This is a genomic window from Burkholderia sp. 22313 (genome assembly GCF_052045245.1).
Taxonomy (GTDB): Bacteria; Pseudomonadota; Gammaproteobacteria; order Burkholderiales; family Burkholderiaceae; genus Burkholderia.
In genome coordinates this window covers 349,101-364,964 of the sequence record NZ_JBQEON010000001.1, presented here as the reverse complement: position 1 = coordinate 364,964, position 15,864 = coordinate 349,101, and the positions used below count along the sequence as shown (strand labels likewise).

16 protein-coding genes are annotated in these 15,864 nt (G+C 67.5%); 8 read left to right on the top strand and 8 right to left on the bottom strand.

What is annotated here, in order from left to right; genetic code table 11:
* Window positions 1–92 precede the first annotated feature (92 nt).
* A complete protein-coding gene (locus ACTJKF_RS01535) occupies window positions 93–1,175 on the bottom strand; it encodes an AraC family transcriptional regulator (protein WP_440621779.1) in 1,083 nt (360 codons plus the stop codon).
* Between the two features lie 76 nt (window positions 1,176–1,251).
* On the opposite strand from ACTJKF_RS01535, the gene ACTJKF_RS01530 reads away from it, so the two are divergent.
* Window positions 1,252–3,285: an oxidoreductase gene (locus ACTJKF_RS01530; RefSeq protein ID WP_440621778.1), complete on the top strand. Its 2,034-nt coding sequence runs from the start codon at window positions 1,252–1,254 to the stop codon at window positions 3,283–3,285.
* Window positions 3,286–3,490: 205 nt separating this feature from the next.
* Here ACTJKF_RS01530 and ACTJKF_RS01525 read toward each other — a convergent pair whose 3' ends face one another.
* Both ACTJKF_RS01525 and ACTJKF_RS01520 read right to left on the bottom strand, forming a co-directional pair.
* On the bottom strand, window positions 3,491–3,895 hold the full coding sequence (locus tag ACTJKF_RS01525) for a DUF2471 family protein (protein ID WP_440621777.1): 405 nt from the start codon (window positions 3,893–3,895) through the stop codon (window positions 3,491–3,493).
* A 164-nt stretch (window positions 3,896–4,059) separates the two neighbouring features.
* The gene (locus ACTJKF_RS01520; RefSeq protein WP_440621776.1) at window positions 4,060–4,953 is read right to left on the bottom strand and encodes a LysR family transcriptional regulator; all 894 of its coding nucleotides are present in this window, start codon (window positions 4,951–4,953) and stop codon (window positions 4,060–4,062) included.
* An 86-nt stretch (window positions 4,954–5,039) separates the two neighbouring features.
* Between ACTJKF_RS01520 and ACTJKF_RS01515 the strand changes: the two genes are divergently transcribed.
* Entirely contained in the window at window positions 5,040–5,825 is a 786-nt protein-coding gene (locus ACTJKF_RS01515) for an NAD(P)H-dependent oxidoreductase (RefSeq protein WP_440621775.1), read from the top strand.
* Between the two features lie 138 nt (window positions 5,826–5,963).
* On the opposite strand, the gene catC is transcribed toward ACTJKF_RS01515, so the two are convergent.
* From catC to ACTJKF_RS01500, 3 genes are read right to left on the bottom strand one after another with little or no spacing between them, the layout of a single operon-like run.
* Window positions 5,964–6,254, bottom strand: coding sequence for a muconolactone Delta-isomerase (gene catC / locus ACTJKF_RS01510; protein ID WP_440621774.1), 291 nt, complete (start codon window positions 6,252–6,254; stop codon window positions 5,964–5,966).
* A gap of 43 nt (window positions 6,255–6,297) precedes the next feature.
* Complete coding sequence (gene catA / locus ACTJKF_RS01505; RefSeq protein WP_440621773.1) at window positions 6,298–7,200, bottom strand: catechol 1,2-dioxygenase; 903 nt, start codon at window positions 7,198–7,200, stop codon at window positions 6,298–6,300.
* 36 nt (window positions 7,201–7,236) lie between these two features.
* Window positions 7,237–8,370 (bottom strand): muconate/chloromuconate family cycloisomerase, encoded by a 1,134-nt coding sequence (locus ACTJKF_RS01500; RefSeq protein WP_440621772.1) that lies wholly within the window; start codon window positions 8,368–8,370, stop codon window positions 7,237–7,239.
* Window positions 8,371–8,461: 91 nt separating this feature from the next.
* Between ACTJKF_RS01500 and ACTJKF_RS01495 the strand changes: the two genes are divergently transcribed.
* Window positions 8,462–9,373 carry a LysR family transcriptional regulator gene (locus ACTJKF_RS01495; RefSeq protein WP_440621771.1) on the top strand — a complete coding sequence of 304 codons (912 nt, stop codon included), beginning with the start codon at window positions 8,462–8,464 and terminating at the stop codon, window positions 9,371–9,373.
* A gap of 144 nt (window positions 9,374–9,517) precedes the next feature.
* Here the strand turns inward: ACTJKF_RS01495 and andR are convergent, their stop codons facing one another.
* Window positions 9,518–10,489 carry an anthranilate 1,2-dioxygenase regulatory protein AndR gene (gene andR / locus ACTJKF_RS01490; RefSeq protein WP_440621770.1) on the bottom strand — a complete coding sequence of 324 codons (972 nt, stop codon included), beginning with the start codon at window positions 10,487–10,489 and terminating at the stop codon, window positions 9,518–9,520.
* A gap of 213 nt (window positions 10,490–10,702) precedes the next feature.
* Here andR and andAc point away from each other — a divergent pair, with 213 nt between their 5' ends.
* The 5 genes from andAc to ACTJKF_RS01465 all read left to right on the top strand — a co-directional run bounded on the left by andAc (window position 10,703) and on the right by ACTJKF_RS01465 (window position 15,507).
* Window positions 10,703–11,974, top strand: a complete 1,272-nt coding sequence (gene andAc / locus ACTJKF_RS01485) for an anthranilate 1,2-dioxygenase large subunit AndAc (RefSeq protein WP_269503531.1) — start codon at window positions 10,703–10,705, stop codon at window positions 11,972–11,974.
* 17 nt (window positions 11,975–11,991) lie between these two features.
* On the top strand, window positions 11,992–12,477 hold the full coding sequence (gene andAd / locus ACTJKF_RS01480; RefSeq protein WP_440621767.1) for an anthranilate 1,2-dioxygenase small subunit AndAd: 486 nt from the start codon (window positions 11,992–11,994) through the stop codon (window positions 12,475–12,477).
* A 16-nt stretch (window positions 12,478–12,493) separates the two neighbouring features.
* Window positions 12,494–12,820 carry an anthranilate 1,2-dioxygenase ferredoxin subunit AndAb gene (gene andAb, locus ACTJKF_RS01475; protein ID WP_440621766.1) on the top strand — a complete coding sequence of 109 codons (327 nt, stop codon included), beginning with the start codon at window positions 12,494–12,496 and terminating at the stop codon, window positions 12,818–12,820.
* On the top strand, window positions 12,810–14,030 hold the full coding sequence (gene andAa / locus ACTJKF_RS01470; RefSeq protein WP_440621765.1) for an anthranilate 1,2-dioxygenase system ferredoxin--NAD(+) reductase: 1,221 nt from the start codon (window positions 12,810–12,812) through the stop codon (window positions 14,028–14,030). Before andAb ends, andAa begins: the two co-directional genes overlap by 11 nt.
* Window positions 14,031–14,220: 190 nt before the next feature.
* Window positions 14,221–15,507 (top strand): DUF445 domain-containing protein, encoded by a 1,287-nt coding sequence (locus tag ACTJKF_RS01465; protein WP_440621764.1) that lies wholly within the window; start codon window positions 14,221–14,223, stop codon window positions 15,505–15,507.
* Between the two features lie 57 nt (window positions 15,508–15,564).
* Here ACTJKF_RS01465 and ACTJKF_RS01460 read toward each other — a convergent pair whose 3' ends face one another.
* Window positions 15,565–15,864: an addiction module antidote protein gene (locus ACTJKF_RS01460; RefSeq protein WP_440621763.1), complete on the bottom strand. Its 300-nt coding sequence runs from the start codon at window positions 15,862–15,864 to the stop codon at window positions 15,565–15,567.

Genomic DNA, 15,864 nt, shown 5'->3' with positions numbered 1-15,864 from the left:
TGGGCGTCGGCCCGTATCACGTTGACGTGGCATTCATCATACCGATGAAGTGATGTGCAGGCCCGGCGCGCGGCGCCGCCCGCGTTTTCCCGTCATTCGAGCGCCGTGCCCGCCGCCGCTTCCCGATAGGCACTCGGCGTCTGCCCGGCCCACCGTCGGAACGCCCGCGTGAAATTCGCCGGGTCGGTGAATTGCAGCCGCTCGGCGATCGTCTTCAGGTCGAGGTCCGATGCCGCGAGCAACTGCTTCGCGTCGCGAAACCGCGCTTCGTCGAGCAGTTGCCGGTAGCTCCATCCGGCTTCCTCGAGCCGGCGCCGCAACGTGCGCGTCGATACGAGCAGGGCGTCGGCGAGCGCCTCCGGGCTCGAATAGTCGCCGGCCGTGCGCGCCAGTTCAGCGCGCACGCGCTCGACGAGATCGCCTTCCTCCTGGCGCACCTGCGCATACTCGCGCTCGACCTGCACGAGCGCCTGCCGGTGCGCGACGTCGTCGGCGAGCGGCAGCGGCCAGTCCAGCACGTCGCGCGCGATCCACAGCGCATTCGCCGCGCAGCCGAATTCGACCGGCGGCAACTGATCGCGATAGCGCGCGAAATAGCCGGGTTCCGGCCACGTGAAGCGCAGCGCGATCGGCGGCGACGCGCGCCCGGACCACTGCGAAATATTTTGCGCGAGCCCCGTCAGCACGAACTCGAACATCACGTGATGCTGCAGCACGGGGCTCGTCTGCACGCCGTGCAGTTCGAGCGTCGCGCCGTGTTCGTCTTCCGCATAGGTCAGCCGATATTGACGGTTGCGCATCCGGAAGTAGCGGTGCGTGACGACCAATGCGTCGCGGATGTCCCGCGCGGTCAGCGTGGCGTAGCCGAGGAAGCCGTGCACGGTCGGTTTCAGCAGCAGCCCGAACGCGAGCCCGATGCCCGGATCGCCGCCGATCTCGATCGCGTTGAGCACGAGCCGGCCCCATTGCGTCGGCGCGACGCGCGCGTCCGGTTCGGCCAACACCGCGTCGCGCAGCCCGGTGCCCGCGCGCACCGCGGCCAGATCAACGCCGCGCGCGGCCAGCGCCTGCAGCAGCAGGCGCGTATAGGCGACCGGAATCGTCGGCCGGCGTAGCCCGAGGTGGTCCTTGCGTGGCAGGGAGGTCATGTCTTTTTGGCCGGAAATGACAAGCATTATGGCTGTTTGCCCCCTCACGTTCAAGGCGGCGGGCGGCCTACGATGACACCCATCGCTTACCGGCAGGATCATCATGACGACCTCTTTCCCCCATCTGCTCGCGCCGCTCGATCTCGGTTTCACCACGCTGAAGAACCGCGTGCTGATGGGCTCGATGCACACGGGCCTCGAGGACAGCCGCAAGACACTGCCGCGCCTCGCCGACTATTTCGCCGAACGCGCGCGCGGTGGCGTCGGCCTGATCGTGACCGGCGGCTTCGCGCCGAACGTGGCCGGCTGGACCAAGCCGTTCGGCGGCACGCTGATGACGTCGGCCGGCGCGCGGCGCCATCGCGTGATCACCGACGCCGTGCATGCGGACGACGGCAAGATCGCGCTGCAGATCCTGCATACCGGCCGCTATGGCTACCACCCGTTCGCGGTCGCGCCGACGAAGATCAAGTCGCCGATCTCGCCGTTCGCGCCGCACGAACTCGGCGCGCGCGGTGTCGAGCGGCAGATCCGCGCGTTCGTCCGCTGCGCGCAGCTCGCACGCGAGGCCGGCTACGACGGCGTCGAGATCATGGGCTCCGAGGGCTACCTGATCAACCAGTTCATCTCGATGCACACGAACAAGCGCAGCGATCAGTGGGGCGGCTCGTACGAGAATCGCATTCGCCTGCCGATCGAGATCATCGAGCGTACGCGCGAAGCGGTCGGGCGCGACTTCATCCTGATCTACCGGCTGTCGATGCTCGACCTGATCCCGGACGGCAGCGACTGGCGCGAGACCGTGCAGCTCGCGAAGGCGGTCGAGCGCGCGGGCGCGACCATCATCAACACGGGGATCGGCTGGCACGAGGCGCGCGTGCCGACGATCGCGACCTCCGTGCCGCGCGGCGCGTTCGCATGGGTGACGAAGAAGATGACGGGCGAGGTCGGCATCCCGCTCGTGACGACCAACCGGATCAACCGGCCCGAAGTGGCCGAGCAGATTCTCGCGGACGGCTGCGCGGACATGGTGTCGATGGCGCGCCCGCTGCTCGCGGATGCCGAGTTCGTCGTCAAGGCCGCGCAGGGCCGCGCCGACGAGATCAACACCTGCATCGGCTGCAACCAGGCGTGCCTCGACCATGCGTTCAAGAACAAGATCGCGTCATGCCTGCTGAACCCGCGCGCCTGCCACGAGACGGAGCTGATCTATGTACGCGTGCAGCAGCCGAAGCGCATCGCGGTGGTCGGTGCCGGGCCGGCCGGGCTCGCCTGCTCGACCGTGCTCGCGCAGCGCGGCCATCGCGTCGACCTGTTCGACAGCGCGGCGGAGATCGGCGGCCAGTTCAACCTGGCGAAGCGGATTCCGGGCAAGGAGGAGTTCGACGAAGCGCTGCGTTACTTCGGCCGCCAGGTCGAACTGACCGGCGTGAACCTGCAGTTGAATCGTCGCGTCGACGCGAGCGACCTGATCGCGGGTGGCTACGACGAGATCGTGCTCGCGACCGGCGTCGCGCCGCGCGACCCGAAGATTCCCGGGCAGGACGGACCGAACGTGCTCAGCTATATCGACGTGCTCACCGGCCGGCAGCCGGTCGGCCGGCGTGTTGCCGTGGTCGGCGCGGGCGGCATCGGCTTCGACGTCGCCGAGTATCTGGTGCTGGACGGCGCGTCGCCGACGCTCGATCTGGAAGAATGGAAAGCGGAGTGGGGCGTGACCGATCCGGCCGCGACGCGCGGCGGCGTGACGCGCGCGCAGGTTGCGGCGCCCGCGCGCGACGTGACGCTGCTGCAGCGCAAGGCCGCGCCGCTCGGCAAGGGCCTTGGCAAGACGACGGGCTGGATTCATCGCGCGACGCTGAAGATGAAGCAGGTGAAGATGATCGGCGGCGTGAACTACGAGCGGATCGATGCGTGCGGGCTGCACGTGTCGTACGGCGAGCAGCGCACCGGCCATGAACTGATCGAAGCCGACACGATCGTGCTGTGCACGGGGCAGGAACCGCAGCGTGCGTTGCTCGCGCCGCTGCAGGCAGCCGGACGCTCGGTGCACCTGATCGGTGGCGCGGAACTGGCTGCCGAACTCGATGCGAAGCGGGCGATCGACCAGGGCTCGCGGCTGGCGGCGCGGTTGTAACGGGCTGTCGCTTCCGGTGGTGAGGCCGGTGGTGAGGCCGGTCGTGAGGCGAAGGGGCCGTGCGGCGGCGACTCGCGGCCTTGCGCCCGCTGATGCTGGCGGCATGCGCGGGCATGCCGACCTGCGTCGAACGAATGGACGGCGTCGCCCTGCAACGTGGCGACGCGATCCCGGCAGATAGCGATCCGCCGCCGGCCGGCGCGCGTCAGGCCGCTTCGGCCCGTTCTTCCGCTTCCGCTTCGAGCATCGCCTTGACGATCAGATAGATGGCCGGCAGGTCGTCGTCGTCGCGACGCCAGTCGACGGGCTCCTCGACGTCCGCGGCAACCAGGCGGCTGTCGCGCAGGCGGATGAACGCGTCGACGACCGTCGGGTCGTTGCGGCTCAGGAAACCGGTATTCGAGAAGGCGAGCTCCTCGATGTTCAGCAGCGCCTGCCAGCTCATCGTGCGGGCGGCCGCTGGATGCGTGCGGCGCCGCAGGCCGAGCGCGCGTTGCGCGGGGCCGCCGGCGACACGCTGCAGGTCGACGACCGCCCGCTGCGCGGCACGCTCGAAGTGGGCGGGGTTGAAGCCGGGTTGCTCGGGATCGAATGCGGATGACTGGAACATGGTCGCCTCACAAAAGTCCGTCCGTCATGGGTGACGGAATTCGGGTCAAATGGTGCAAAAACACTGTAAATATATACAGTGTTCGAGGCGGTTTCAAGTCCCGAATGAATAGGCGTGTGCGGCGACGGGTTTTTGTCGATCGGCGCGCGGCCCCGGCACGCGATTCAAACCGATGCCGCGATCGTCTCCCGCAGCCAGCGATGCGCGGGATCGCGATGCACGCGCTCGTGCCACAGCATCGACATCTCGTAGCCGGGCACCTCGACCGGCGCCTCCACGACGCGCAACGCGGGGACGTCGCGCACCAGCCGCTCGGGCAGCATCGCGACGAGGTCGGTGCTGGCAACGGCCGACATCACGAACAGGAAATGCGGGACCGACAACACGACGCGTCGCGCGGCGCCTGCCTTCGCCAGCGCTTCGTCCGTCACGCCGAGGAAGCCGCCGCCGTCGGGCGACACGATCACGTGTTCCAGCGCGCCGAACTGCGCGAGCGTGGGGCGCCGCTTCAGCTTCGGATGGCCGGCGCGACCGACCAGCACGTAGCGCTCGACGAACAGCGGCAGGCGCCGCATCCCTTCCGGCGACCCTTCGGTCGTATGGAACGCCAGGTCGATGCCGTTTCGTTCGGCATCCTGCTCGATGCGCGGCGGCACCAGCTCGACGACGGCGAGCCGCGTCGCGGGGGCGGCTGAACGCAGCGTGTTCAGCGCGGGCAGGACGATCGTCGATTCGCCATAGTCGGTCGCGGCCACGCGCCAGGTGTTCGTCGCGGTCGCCGGATCGAACGGCGTGGCCGTCAGCACCGCGCGTTCGACCGCTTCGAGGGCATCCCGTAGCGGCTCGCGCAGCGTTTCCGCGCGCGCGGTCGGCCGCATTCCGCGCGGCCCCGGCAGCAGCAGCGGATCGCCGAACAGGTCGCGCAGCTTCTGCAACTGCACGCTGACCGACGGCTGAGACATGTTCAGCTTGTCCGCGGCACGCGTGACGTTGTGCTCCGCGAGCAGCACGTCGAGCGTGACGAGCAGGTTCAGGTCCAGTCGTCTGAGATTGTTCATGGCTATACCTGGAATATCAGGAATTCATTTCAACTATATCGTTGGCGGCGGCATCCTGCAGTCATTCAATCAACGGAGCAGTGAACATGAACGTGCTGATCGTCTATGCCCATCCCGAACCGCGCTCGCTGAACGGCGCATTGCGGGACTTCGCGGTCGACCATCTCGAAGCGGCGGGCCACACCGTGCAGGTGACCGATCTGTATGCGATGAACTGGAAGGCCGCGTTCGATGCGAACGACGTGACCGGTCGCGCGCCCGATGCGCGTTTCGATCCGTCGCTCGACTCGAAAAATGCGTTTGCGGCGGGCCTGCAAAGCGACGACATCGCGCACGAGCAGGAGAAGCTGAAGTGGGCCGATGCGGTGATCCTGCAGTTCCCGCTGTGGTGGTTCTCGATGCCCGCGATCATGAAGGGCTGGGTGGAGCGCGTCTATGCGTGCGGTTTCGCTTATGGCGTGGGCGAGCATTCCGATACGCACTGGGGCGATCGCTATGGCGAAGGGTCGTTCGCCGGCAAGCGCGCGATGCTGATCGTCACGGCGGGCGGCTGGGCGTCGCACTACAGCGCGCGCGGCATCAACGGGCCGATCGACGACGTACTGTTCCCGATCCAGCACGGGATGCTGTATTACCCGGGGTTCGACGTGCTGCCGCCGTTCGTGATCTATCGGACGGGAAAGATGAACGGCGCGCGCTTCGACGAAACGCGTGCCGCGCTCGGCAAGCGCCTCGATGAACTGTGGACGGCACAGCCGATTCCGTTCCGGCGGCAGAACGCGGGCGATTACGAGATTCCGGCGCTGACGTTGAAGGAGGAGATCGCGCCGGGGAAAGCGGGATTTGCCGCGCATCTGGCGCGCGAGATGTGATCGTCGCGACATCGACGTGAGGCGTCGCAATACGCGAAGCAAGCGCTGCGAAACGACACGGGCGGCAGGCGATGTGCGCGCCTGCCGCCCGTGTGGCGTGTCTTGCGGCCGTTCGGAAACGGCGCGCTTCGCCGTCACTTACCGATCATCGTCCCGCACCGAAGACGGATGCCGGCACAGCGCCCGCACGTCCATCTCCATATACGGAAACAACGGCAGCTGGCTCAACAGGTCATGCAGTTGCTGCACGCTCTCGACATCGAAGATGCTGACGTTCGCATACTGCCCCGCGATGCGCCACAGATGCCGCCAGGTCCCGTCGTTCATCAGCCGTTGGCACATCGCCTTCTCTTCGGCCTTCAGCGTGGCCGCCTTGACCGGATCCATGTCCGTCGGCAGACGGACGGTCATTTCCACATGAAACAGCATCCTGCACTCCTTGCGTTGTCGATTCGTCGAACGGAACGGCCGCTCAGGCCTGCGCCCGCGCCCGCTCGACTTCGCTCGCCGGCACGTCCTGCTGGTCCTTGAGCAGCGAGAAATCGAAGTCGATCAGCGCGAACTGTCCGTCGATGCCATACGGCTTGCCTTGGTCGCCCTCGGCCTGCTTGACCTTCGGGATCAGCCCTTCGCGGGTCGCGAATGCAAAGTCGTCCCAGATGTGCGGATCGCCTTCGATGTTGATCTGCGTCGTCAGCTTACGATATCCGTCCGCGGAAACGAAGAAGTGGATGTGCGCCGGACGATGGCCGTGGCGGCCGAGCTGGTCGAGCAGCTGCTCCGTCTTGCTGCCCGGCGGCACGCTGTAGCCGACCGGCAGCACGCTGCGGAAGCTGTAGCGGCCGTCGGCATCGGTGCGGATCGAGCGGCGCAGGTTGAACGCCGGCTGCGATGGGTCGAAGTACGAGTAGTTGCCCAGATGGTTCGCGTGCCACACCTCGACGAGCGCGTTCGCGATCGGCGCGCCGTCGTGACCGAGCACCTGGCCGCGCATGATCAGCGTCTGGCCCGGATCGGTGCCGTCGTCGAGGCGCGCATGGCCGACCGATTCCGGTGCGCCCGCGACATACAGCGGCCCCTCGATCGTGCGCGGCGTGCCGCCCTGGATGCCGGCCTTTTCCTCGGCTTCGTCCATCCGCACGTCGAGGAAGCGCTCGAGGCCGAGTCCCGCGGCGATCAGCCCGAATTCACGGCCGGCTTCGTTCAGGTAGTTCAGCGCGGTCCAGAATTCGCTCGGTTGCACGTCGAAGTCCTCGATCGTGTAGCAGATGTCCTTCACGATCCGGTTGACGATCGCGCGCACGCGCGGATTGCCGGGCTTTTCCGCGGCGTCGTCGAAGGTTTTCAGCAGGGCGTCGATGGCTTGCTTGTTCATCTGTGTCTCCGGTTTCGGTTGTCGTGTCGTGTGGGATCAGCGGGCGTCGCGTCGCATCCGTTCGATGCGGGCCCAGTCGAAGGTGATGCCGAGGCCGGGCGTCGCCGGCAGGTGCAGCTGGAAATCCTGGTAACGCAGCGGCTCGACGAGGATTTCCTCGGTGAGCAGCAGCGGGCCGAACAGTTCGGTGCCCCATTTCAGCGAGCCGAACGTGCTGAACAGTTGCGCGGACGCCATCGTGCCGGCCGCGCCTTCGAGCATCGTGCCGCCGTACAGGTCGATGCCGGCCGCCGACGCGATCGAGGCGACGCTCGCCGCGCCGAGCAGGCCGCCCGACTGCGCGATCTTCACCGCGAACACGTCGGCCGCGCGGTCCTGCGCGAGCGCGAACGCATCGACGGGGCCGTGCAGCGCTTCGTCGGCCATGATCGGGATCCGCGCGAGTTGCGTGAGGCGCTTCAGCCCCGCGCGATTGGTCGCGGCGATCGGCTGTTCGACGAGGCTCACGCCGGCGTCCGCCAGTCGTGCGCCGGCGCGGATCGCGTCGGTTTCGCTCCAGGCCTGGTTCACGTCGACGCGCACGTCGCCGCGCTCGCCGAGCGCACGCTTGATCGCGATCACGTGCGCGACGTCGTCGTCGACCGCATTCGAGCCGATCTTCAGCTTGAAGGCGCGATGGCGGCGCGCGTCCAGCATCGCCTCGGCTTCCGCGATGTCGCGCTGCGTGTCGCCGCTCGCGAGCGTCCACGCAACGTCGACCGCATCGGTCGTGCGGCCGCCGAACAGCTCGGACAGCGGCACGCCGAGGCGGCGCGCCTGCGCGTCGAACAGCGCGGTCTCGATCGCGCACTTCGCGAACCGGTTGCCCTGGAACAGCTTGCGCGCCCGTGCCATCGCGGCGCCCGGGCGCGTCGCGTCCATGCCCTGCAGCAGCGGTGCGAAATAGGTGTCGATGTTGACCTTGATGCTCTCGGGGCTCTCCTCGCCGTAGGCGAGACCGCCGATCGTGGTCGCCTCGCCGACGCCTTCGATACCGTCCGTGCATCGAACCCGGACCAGCACGAGGGTCTGGCAATTCATCGTGGCGACCGATAATTTGTGGGGCCGGATCGTCGGCACGTCGACCAGCAACGTCTCGATGCGTTCGATGGTGGCGGCAGTTGCTATCATGCGATTCCTCCTGTTGGTGCACATGGTAGGAATTCCCGCCCGGCGTCGTCCAACACTCTTTCCGACTACTTCCATACCTTTGAGGCATGAAATGGAATTGCGCCAGCTCCGGTACTTCATCGCCGTCGCGGAGGAAATGAACATCACGCGGGCGGCGGAGCGGCTGCACATGACGCAGCCGCCGCTGAGCCGCCAGCTCCAGGCGGTCGAGGACGAAGTCGGGTTGCCGCTGTTCGAGCGCGGCGCGCGGCCGCTGAAGCTGACCGACGCGGGCCGCGTGTTTTATGCGCAGGCGAGGCGGGTCGTCGAGCAGGCGGACGAGCTCGGCCCGCTGACGCGCCGGCTCGCGCAGTTGTCGGAGCGGATCGTGATCGGCTTCGTGCCGTCGACGCTCTATGGCGCGCTGCCGGACGTGATCCGCGCGTTTCGCGAGGCGCAGCCGGGCGTCGAGCTGTCGCTGATCGAAATGTTCACGCTCGAGCAGCTCGGCGCGCTGAAGGGCGGGCGGATCGATGTCGGATTCGGCCGCCTGCGTTTCGACGACGACCAGCTCGTGCGCGAAGCGCTGATCGAGGAAAAGCTGATCGCGGCCTTGCCGGCCGGCCATCCGCTCGCGGATCCGGACCGGCCGCTGACGCTCGCGGACATCGCGAACGAGACGCTGATCGTCTATCCGAGCACGCCGCGGCCGAGCTTCGCGGACCAGCAACTGTCGGCCTTGCGCGACGGCGCGCTCGTGCCGGCGGCCGTTCACGAGGTGCGCGAACTGCAGACGGCGCTCGGGCTCGTCGCCGCGCAGGTGGGCGTGTCGCTGGTGCCGGAAAGCGTCGAAGGCGTGCGCGTGAAGGGTGTCGTCTACCGGCGGCTGCCGGAACCCACGGCGACGTCGCCGATCATCATGAGCCGCCGGCTGCACGGCGAAAGCGCCGCGACGACCGCGTTCTGTGCGATCGCGCGGGAAATGATCGTGCCGGCGGCGCAGGGGCTGCCGTTTGTGTCTTAACTGCAACTAACGGTCTATTTCAGCGTGCCGGGCCGAATGCGGAGAGGGTATCGCGACGCGATGTCATGCGCCGGTGACGTCCGCAGCGACCAGAGGCAGGCCGGCTGGATCGGCCAGTCATCGGGCCGCCGGGCCCAGGGCCCGTCAGCCCGCGCCCGCCTGCCGCGTCCCCTCGAGCGTCTCCGACGGCGATTCGCCGAACTTCTCCCGATACGCGATCGCGAACCGTCCGAGGTGCATGAACCCGCAGTCGAGGGCGATATCGGCGACCCGTCGCTCGGACACCGACCCGCGCAGCAACTCCCGCGCATGATCGAGCCGCGTCGCGCGCAGGTATTGCATCGGGCTCATCCCGCGGAACTGCAGGAACGCGTCGCGCAGCGTCCGCTCGGGCACGTTGGCCGCCTGGACGATATCGGCCAGCTGCAGCGGCTGCGCGTAGTGTGCGTTCACGAATTCCTGCGCGCGCCGCACGAAGCCCGGTGCCGGATCGTGGCGTGCGCTCAGCGCCGACGTCGGGTGGCCTTCGATCAGCAGGTCGATCAGCAGGTGCTCGAGCTGCGACGCGACGCGCGGATTGGCGTTCGCGCGTTCGAGCAGTTCGGGCGAGCGGGCGACCAGCATCAATTGCTGGCGCCACGCGGCGAGCGCGGTGTCGCTGATGTGCAGCACGGGGTCGAGCGTCGCGCGCGGGTCGCCGGTCAGCGAGCCGACGGTCGCCGCGTCGATGCGCAGCACGAACTGCTCGCAGTCGGCGGACAGCACCGCGTCGAAGCGCTCGCCGGGCGCGCACAGCACGCCCGTCTGCCCGTCCACGCCGAGCCGGCGCCCCATCGCGTGCACTTCCGCCTGCCCGGACAGGCAGAACATCAGCAGGTAATAGCCGTCGACGGCGTCGACCTGCACGCGCATCGCGTCGCCGAACGCGATGGTGCCCATTCCGAGCCCGCCGAGCCGGACGAAATCCATGTGCGATGCGCCGTGCACGCGGCCGCTTGGCAGCAGCGCGTGCGGCTGCATCACGCGCGAGATCCGCTCGCGCGTCTCGTCGAGATCGCGGGATTCGAACAGCCGGTGCGCGCGCAGCGCGAGCGGCTCGAACGACGTTGGGGACATGGGCATCGGCCTTGGTATGGACAACGCGCGCTTCGATCCGACGAATGGGGCGTGATCGTGCGCGGCGTCGCGTGTGTCGCCATGCTAGCGCAGAAATCCGCCGAAAGTGGATATTGCGCCGCCGCAATCGCACTTTCCGGATAGACGCCGAATATTAGCTTTTCAAAAATGGGCTCCATGCAATCAACGAAACGGAACCACAAGGAGTCCGACATGGAGCAGACAGAATCGCCCGTCGTATTCGCCGCGCGCGACGACGCGTCCGACGTGCACTTTCCGCACGACGACGGCTCGCGCGTGCCGTACAAGGTGTTCAGCTCGCGCGCGGTCTACGATCGCGAGCAGGAACGCATCTTCCGCGGGCCGACCTGGAATTTCGTCGCGCTGGAAGCGGAAATCCCGAACGCCGGCGACTTCAAGAGCACGTTCGTCGGCGATACGCCGGTCGTCGTCACGCGCACCGAGGACGGCACGCTGTCCGCGTGGGTGAACCGCTGCGCGCACCGCGGCGCGCAGGTCTGCCGCAAGTCGCGCGGCAACGCGAGCTCGCATACGTGCGTGTATCACCAGTGGAGCTTCGACAACCAGGGCAACCTGCTCGGCGTGCCGTTCCGGCGCGGCCAGAAGGGCATGACCGGGATGCCGGCCGACTTCGACCCGAAGCAGCACGGGCTGCGCAAGCTGCGCGTCGACAGCTATCGCGGGCTCGTGTTCGCGACCTTCAGCGACGACGTGATGCCGCTGCCGGACTATCTCGGCGAGCAGATGCGGCCGTGGATCGACCGGATCTTCCACAAGCCGATCGAGTATCTCGGCTGCACGCGCCAGTATTCGAAGTCGAACTGGAAGCTGTACATGGAGAACGTGAAGGATCCGTATCACGCGAGCATGCTGCACCTGTTCCATACGACCTTCAACATCTTCCGCGTCGGGATGAAGGCGCGCTCGATTCCGGATGCGAACCACGGGCTGCACAGCATCATCACGGTGACGAAGACGGGCGACGACACGTCGGCCGCGTACAAGCAGCAGAACATCCGTTCGTTCGACGAGGGCTTCCATCTGGAGGACGAGTCGATCCTCGATCTCGTGTCGGAATACGACGAGGACTGCACGAACCATATCCAGCCGATCTTCCCGCAGCTCGTGATCCAGCAGATCCACAACACGCTGGTCGCGCGGCAGATCCTGCCGAAGGGGCCGGACAACTTCGAGCTGATCTTCCACTTCTTCGGCTACGCGGACGACACGCCCGAACTGCGCGCGCTGCGCATCAAGCAGGCGAACCTGGTCGGGCCGGCCGGCTATATCTCGATGGAAGACACCGAGGCGACCGAACTCGTGCAGCGCGGCACGGTGCGCGATGCCGACGCGACGTCGGTGATCGAGATGTCGCGCGGCAATCCGGACCAGCAGGACACGGTGATCACCGAAAGCCTGATCCGCAAGTTCTGGGTCGGTTATCAGAAGCTGATGGGCTATTGAGGCGGGAGCGCGGAACGATGGAACACCTGACGGAAGACATGAAGACGTGGTTCGAGATTTACATGCTCCAGAACTGCTATATCGGCCACCTCGACAACGACCGGCTCGAACACTGGCCGGAAATGTTCACCGAGGACTGCACGTACGAGATCGTGCCGAAGGAGAACGCGGATCTCGGGCTGCCGGTCGGGATCGTCCACTGCACGAACCAGCGGATGCTGCGTGATCGCGTGGTGTCGCTGCGGCACGCGAACATCTTCGAAGAGCACACGTACCGGCACATGACGTCGGGTCTCACGATCGTCGCGCAACGCGACGGCGAGATCGACACCGAGAGCAACTACGTGGTCGTGCAGACGCGCAGCAACGGCGAATCGAACGTGTACCAGGCCGGCAAGTACTACGACACGGTCGTGCGCACGCCGGACGGGCTGCGCTACAAGACCAAGCGCGTGATCTACGACACGTCGCGCGTGCAGACGCTGCTCGCGACCCCGATCTGACAGCCAAGGAATCGACATGACAGAAGCAACGCTCGCCCAATGGCATCCGCTGGGCGCATTCGACGAATTCTCCGAAGACGAACCGGCGGCGCGCGTCGCCGGCCAGAAGCCGATCGCGGTGTTCCGGATCGGCGACGAACTGTTCGCGATGCACGACCTGTGTTCGCACGGTCACGCGCGCTTGTCCGAAGGCTATGTGGAAGACGGCTGCGTCGAATGCCCGCTGCACCAGGGGCTGATCGACATTCGCACGGGGGCGCCGAAATGCGCGCCGATCACCGAGCCGGTGCGGGTCTATCCGGTCCGGATCGTCGACGGGCAGGTGGAAGTCAATGTCGACTGACCCGTTCGTGATCGTCGGCGCCGGCCACGCGGCGCGGCGCACGGCCGAGGCGCTGCGCGCGCGCGATGGCGACGCGCGCATCGTGATGATCGGCGCGGAGCGCGAGTTGCCGTACGACCGGCCCGCGTTGTCGAAGGACGCGCTGCTGAGCGACGGCGGCGAACAGCGCGCGTTCGTGCGCGATGCCGCGTGGTATGACGCGCAGCGCATCGAGCTGCGGCTCGGTACGCGCGTCGATGCGATCGAGCGTGACGCGCAGCGTGTGCGGCTCGACGATGGCGCGACGGTGCCGTACGCGCGACTCGTGCTCGCGACGGGTTCGCGGGTGCGTGCGTTCGGCGGGCCGGTCGACGAAGGCATCGTCGCGCATTACGTGCGCACCGTGGCCGATGCGCGCGCGCTGCGGGCGCGGCTCGCGCCGGGGCGCCGCGTGGCGGTGCTCGGCGGCGGCTTCATCGGCCTCGAGGTGGCGGCTGCGGCGCGCCAGCTCGGTTGCGACGTGACGGTGATCGATCCGGCCGCGCGCTTGCTGCAGCGTGCGTTGCCGGAAGTCGTCGGCGCGTATGCGCGGCAACTGCATGACGCGCGCGGCGTGCGTTTCCAGATGGCGACGCTGCCGCGCGCGATTCGGCGCGCGCCGGGCGGCGGCGCGATCGTCGAGACCGATCGCGGCGACGTGCAGGCCGATATCGTCGTGGTCGGCATCGGCGTCGTGCCCAATGTCGAGCTGGCCCAGGCGGCCGGACTCGACGTCGACAACGGGATTCGTGTCGATGCGGGTTGCCGCACGGCCGATCGCGCGATCTTCGCGACGGGCGAGGTGACGATGCACTTCAATCCGCTGCTCGGGCGTCACGTGCGCGTCGAGTCGTGGCAGGTCGCGGAAAACCAGCCGGCCGTCGCGGCCGCGAACCTGCTCGGTGCGGACGAAGCCTATGCCGAGCTGCCGTGGCTGTGGTCCGATCAGTACGACTGCAACCTGCAGATGCTCGGGCTGTTCGGCGGCGAGCGGACTACCGTCGTGCGCGGCGATCCGGCGAGCGGGACGTTTACGGTGTTCGGCCTGGACGACCACGGCAAGATCGCGGCGGTGGCCGCGGCAAACCTTGGGCGCGACATCGGCGCGTCGCGGCGGCTGATCGCGGCCGGTGCCGTGCCCGATCCGGTGAAACTCGCCGATCCGGCGGTGAACCTGAAGACGTTGCTCTGACGCGGTGCGCGAACGCGGCCGTCGAGGCCGTGTTCGCGCCGGTATCGGGCTGCGGTGTGCGGCTGGCCCGACAAGGAAGACAGAAGCCAACCCGTACCGGACACCCTTTCCGGCGCGCGCCACGCGCGCGGGTTTGTCGCGGGCCGATGATCGGTGCATATTGGCGGCGTTGCCGTTTAACCGATCGCCCATGACGCCAGACAAAGCCCTCGAACTGAAACGCAGCAAGCGCCGCGCGCTCTGGCTGCTGCTGGCCGCCGTCGCGGTGTTCGTCACGACGATCCTGTTGCCGCGCGGCTCATGGGTCGACGGTTTCAAGGCGGTGGCCGAGGCCGCGATGGTCGGCGCGCTCGCCGACTGGTTCGCGGTCGTCGCGCTGTTCCGCCGCGTGCCGATCCCGTTCGTGTCGCGCCACACGGAGATCATCCCGAAGAACAAGGACAAGATCGCCGACAACCTCGCGAGTTTCGTGCGCGAGAAATTCCTCGGGCCCGATGCGCTTGCCGCGCAGATCCGCCAGCACGACCCGGCGCAGAAGCTCGGCGCGTGGCTCGGCGAGCCGGCGAATACCGACGCGCTCGGCGGCTACGTGACGAAGCTGATGAGCTTCGCGCTCGACATGACCGACGACGCGCGGATCCAGTCGTTCGTCCACGATGCGTTTCGTGCGGTGATCGACCGGATCGACCTGTCGCAGTCGGCCGGCGCGATCCTCGATACGCTGACGAAGGACGGCCGCCACCAGGCGCTGCTCGACGATGCGATCGAACAGGTGGTCGACGTGCTCGGCCAGGAGGAGAACCGCGAGGTGATCGCGGGCTTCATCGTCGAATGGCTGAAGACGCAATACCCGAAGGTCGAGAAGATCATGCCGACGCAGTGGTTCGGCGAGAACGGCGCGCGCATGCTCGCGCGTGCCGTAAGCCGCGTGCTCGAAGGCGTGGCGGCCGATCCGGAGCACGAATTGCGGCAGCGCTTCGATCGCACGGTCGTGCGGCTGACCGAACGGCTCAAGCATGACCCCGCCTTCATCGCGAAGGGCGACGAGATCAGGCGCTACATCCGCGATGGCGACGCGTTCAACGAGTATGCGCGCGATCTGTGGGACCAATTGCGCGCGTGGCTGAAGGCCGATCTCGCGCGCCCCGATTCGGCGCTGCACCGGCAGGCCGCGACGCTGGGCGGCTGGCTTGGCGCGCGGCTCGCGGAGAGCCCGGCGCTGCGCGCGTCGCTGAACGAGCACATCGAGAAGGCCGTGCACGAGATGGCGCCGGATTTCGCGGATTTCCTGATGCGTCACATCCGCGATACGGTGCGCAACTGGGATGCGCGGGAGATGTCGCGGCAGATCGAGCTGAACATCGGCAAGGACCTGCAATACATCCGCATCAACGGCACGCTGGTCGGCGGACTGATCGGGCTCGGGCTGTATCTGGTGTCGCTGGTGCCGCGCTGGGCGGGCGGCTGGCTGCACTGACGCGGCGGCAGCCATCGTGCGCAGCACGCGCATCGCCCGCCGCCGCGCGCCGCGCAATCACGCGTGCGCCTTCGCGCCGTGCAGTTGCAGGCCAAGCGCCTTGATGACTTTCAGGATCGTGCCGAAGCTCGGATTGCCGTCGTACGACAATGCCTTGTACAGCCCTTCGCGCGACAGGCCCGCGTCGCGCGCGACCTGCGACATGCCGCGCGCACGGGCGATCACGCCGAGCGCATGCGCGATGAAGGCCGGGTCGTCGCCGGCTTCCTGCAGACACGCCTCGAAGTAATCGGCCATGTCGTCGTCGGTTTTCAGGTGTTCGGCCGAATCCCACGGCCGGGTCTTGATCTTGTCCAT

What these genes read in the sequence shown, in the direction of transcription:
- ACTJKF_RS01535 (WP_440621779.1), bottom strand. Translation starts at nt 1,175, where the DNA reads ATGCTTGTCATTTCCGGCCAAAAAGACATGACCTCCCTGCCACGCAAG.
- ACTJKF_RS01495 (WP_440621771.1), top strand. Translation starts at nt 8,462, where the DNA reads ATGGAATTGCGCCAGCTCCGGTACTTCATCGCCGTCGCGGAGGAAATG.
- ACTJKF_RS01515 (WP_440621775.1), top strand. Translation starts at nt 5,040, where the DNA reads ATGAACGTGCTGATCGTCTATGCCCATCCCGAACCGCGCTCGCTGAAC.
- andR (WP_440621770.1), bottom strand. Translation starts at nt 10,489, where the DNA reads ATGTCCCCAACGTCGTTCGAGCCGCTCGCGCTGCGCGCGCACCGGCTG.
- ACTJKF_RS01530 (WP_440621778.1), top strand. Translation starts at nt 1,252, where the DNA reads ATGACGACCTCTTTCCCCCATCTGCTCGCGCCGCTCGATCTCGGTTTC.
- ACTJKF_RS01465 (WP_440621764.1), top strand. Translation starts at nt 14,221, where the DNA reads ATGACGCCAGACAAAGCCCTCGAACTGAAACGCAGCAAGCGCCGCGCG.
- andAd (WP_440621767.1), top strand. Translation starts at nt 11,992, where the DNA reads ATGGAACACCTGACGGAAGACATGAAGACGTGGTTCGAGATTTACATG.
- ACTJKF_RS01460 (WP_440621763.1), bottom strand. Translation starts at nt 15,864, where the DNA reads ATGGACAAGATCAAGACCCGGCCGTGGGATTCGGCCGAACACCTGAAA.
- andAc (WP_269503531.1), top strand. Translation starts at nt 10,703, where the DNA reads ATGGAGCAGACAGAATCGCCCGTCGTATTCGCCGCGCGCGACGACGCG.
- catA (WP_440621773.1), bottom strand. Translation starts at nt 7,200, where the DNA reads ATGAACAAGCAAGCCATCGACGCCCTGCTGAAAACCTTCGACGACGCC.
- ACTJKF_RS01520 (WP_440621776.1), bottom strand. Translation starts at nt 4,953, where the DNA reads ATGAACAATCTCAGACGACTGGACCTGAACCTGCTCGTCACGCTCGAC.
- andAa (WP_440621765.1), top strand. Translation starts at nt 12,810, where the DNA reads ATGTCGACTGACCCGTTCGTGATCGTCGGCGCCGGCCACGCGGCGCGG.
- catC (WP_440621774.1), bottom strand. Translation starts at nt 6,254, where the DNA reads ATGCTGTTTCATGTGGAAATGACCGTCCGTCTGCCGACGGACATGGAT.
- andAb (WP_440621766.1), top strand. Translation starts at nt 12,494, where the DNA reads ATGACAGAAGCAACGCTCGCCCAATGGCATCCGCTGGGCGCATTCGAC.
- ACTJKF_RS01525 (WP_440621777.1), bottom strand. Translation starts at nt 3,895, where the DNA reads ATGTTCCAGTCATCCGCATTCGATCCCGAGCAACCCGGCTTCAACCCC.
- ACTJKF_RS01500 (WP_440621772.1), bottom strand. Translation starts at nt 8,370, where the DNA reads ATGATAGCAACTGCCGCCACCATCGAACGCATCGAGACGTTGCTGGTC.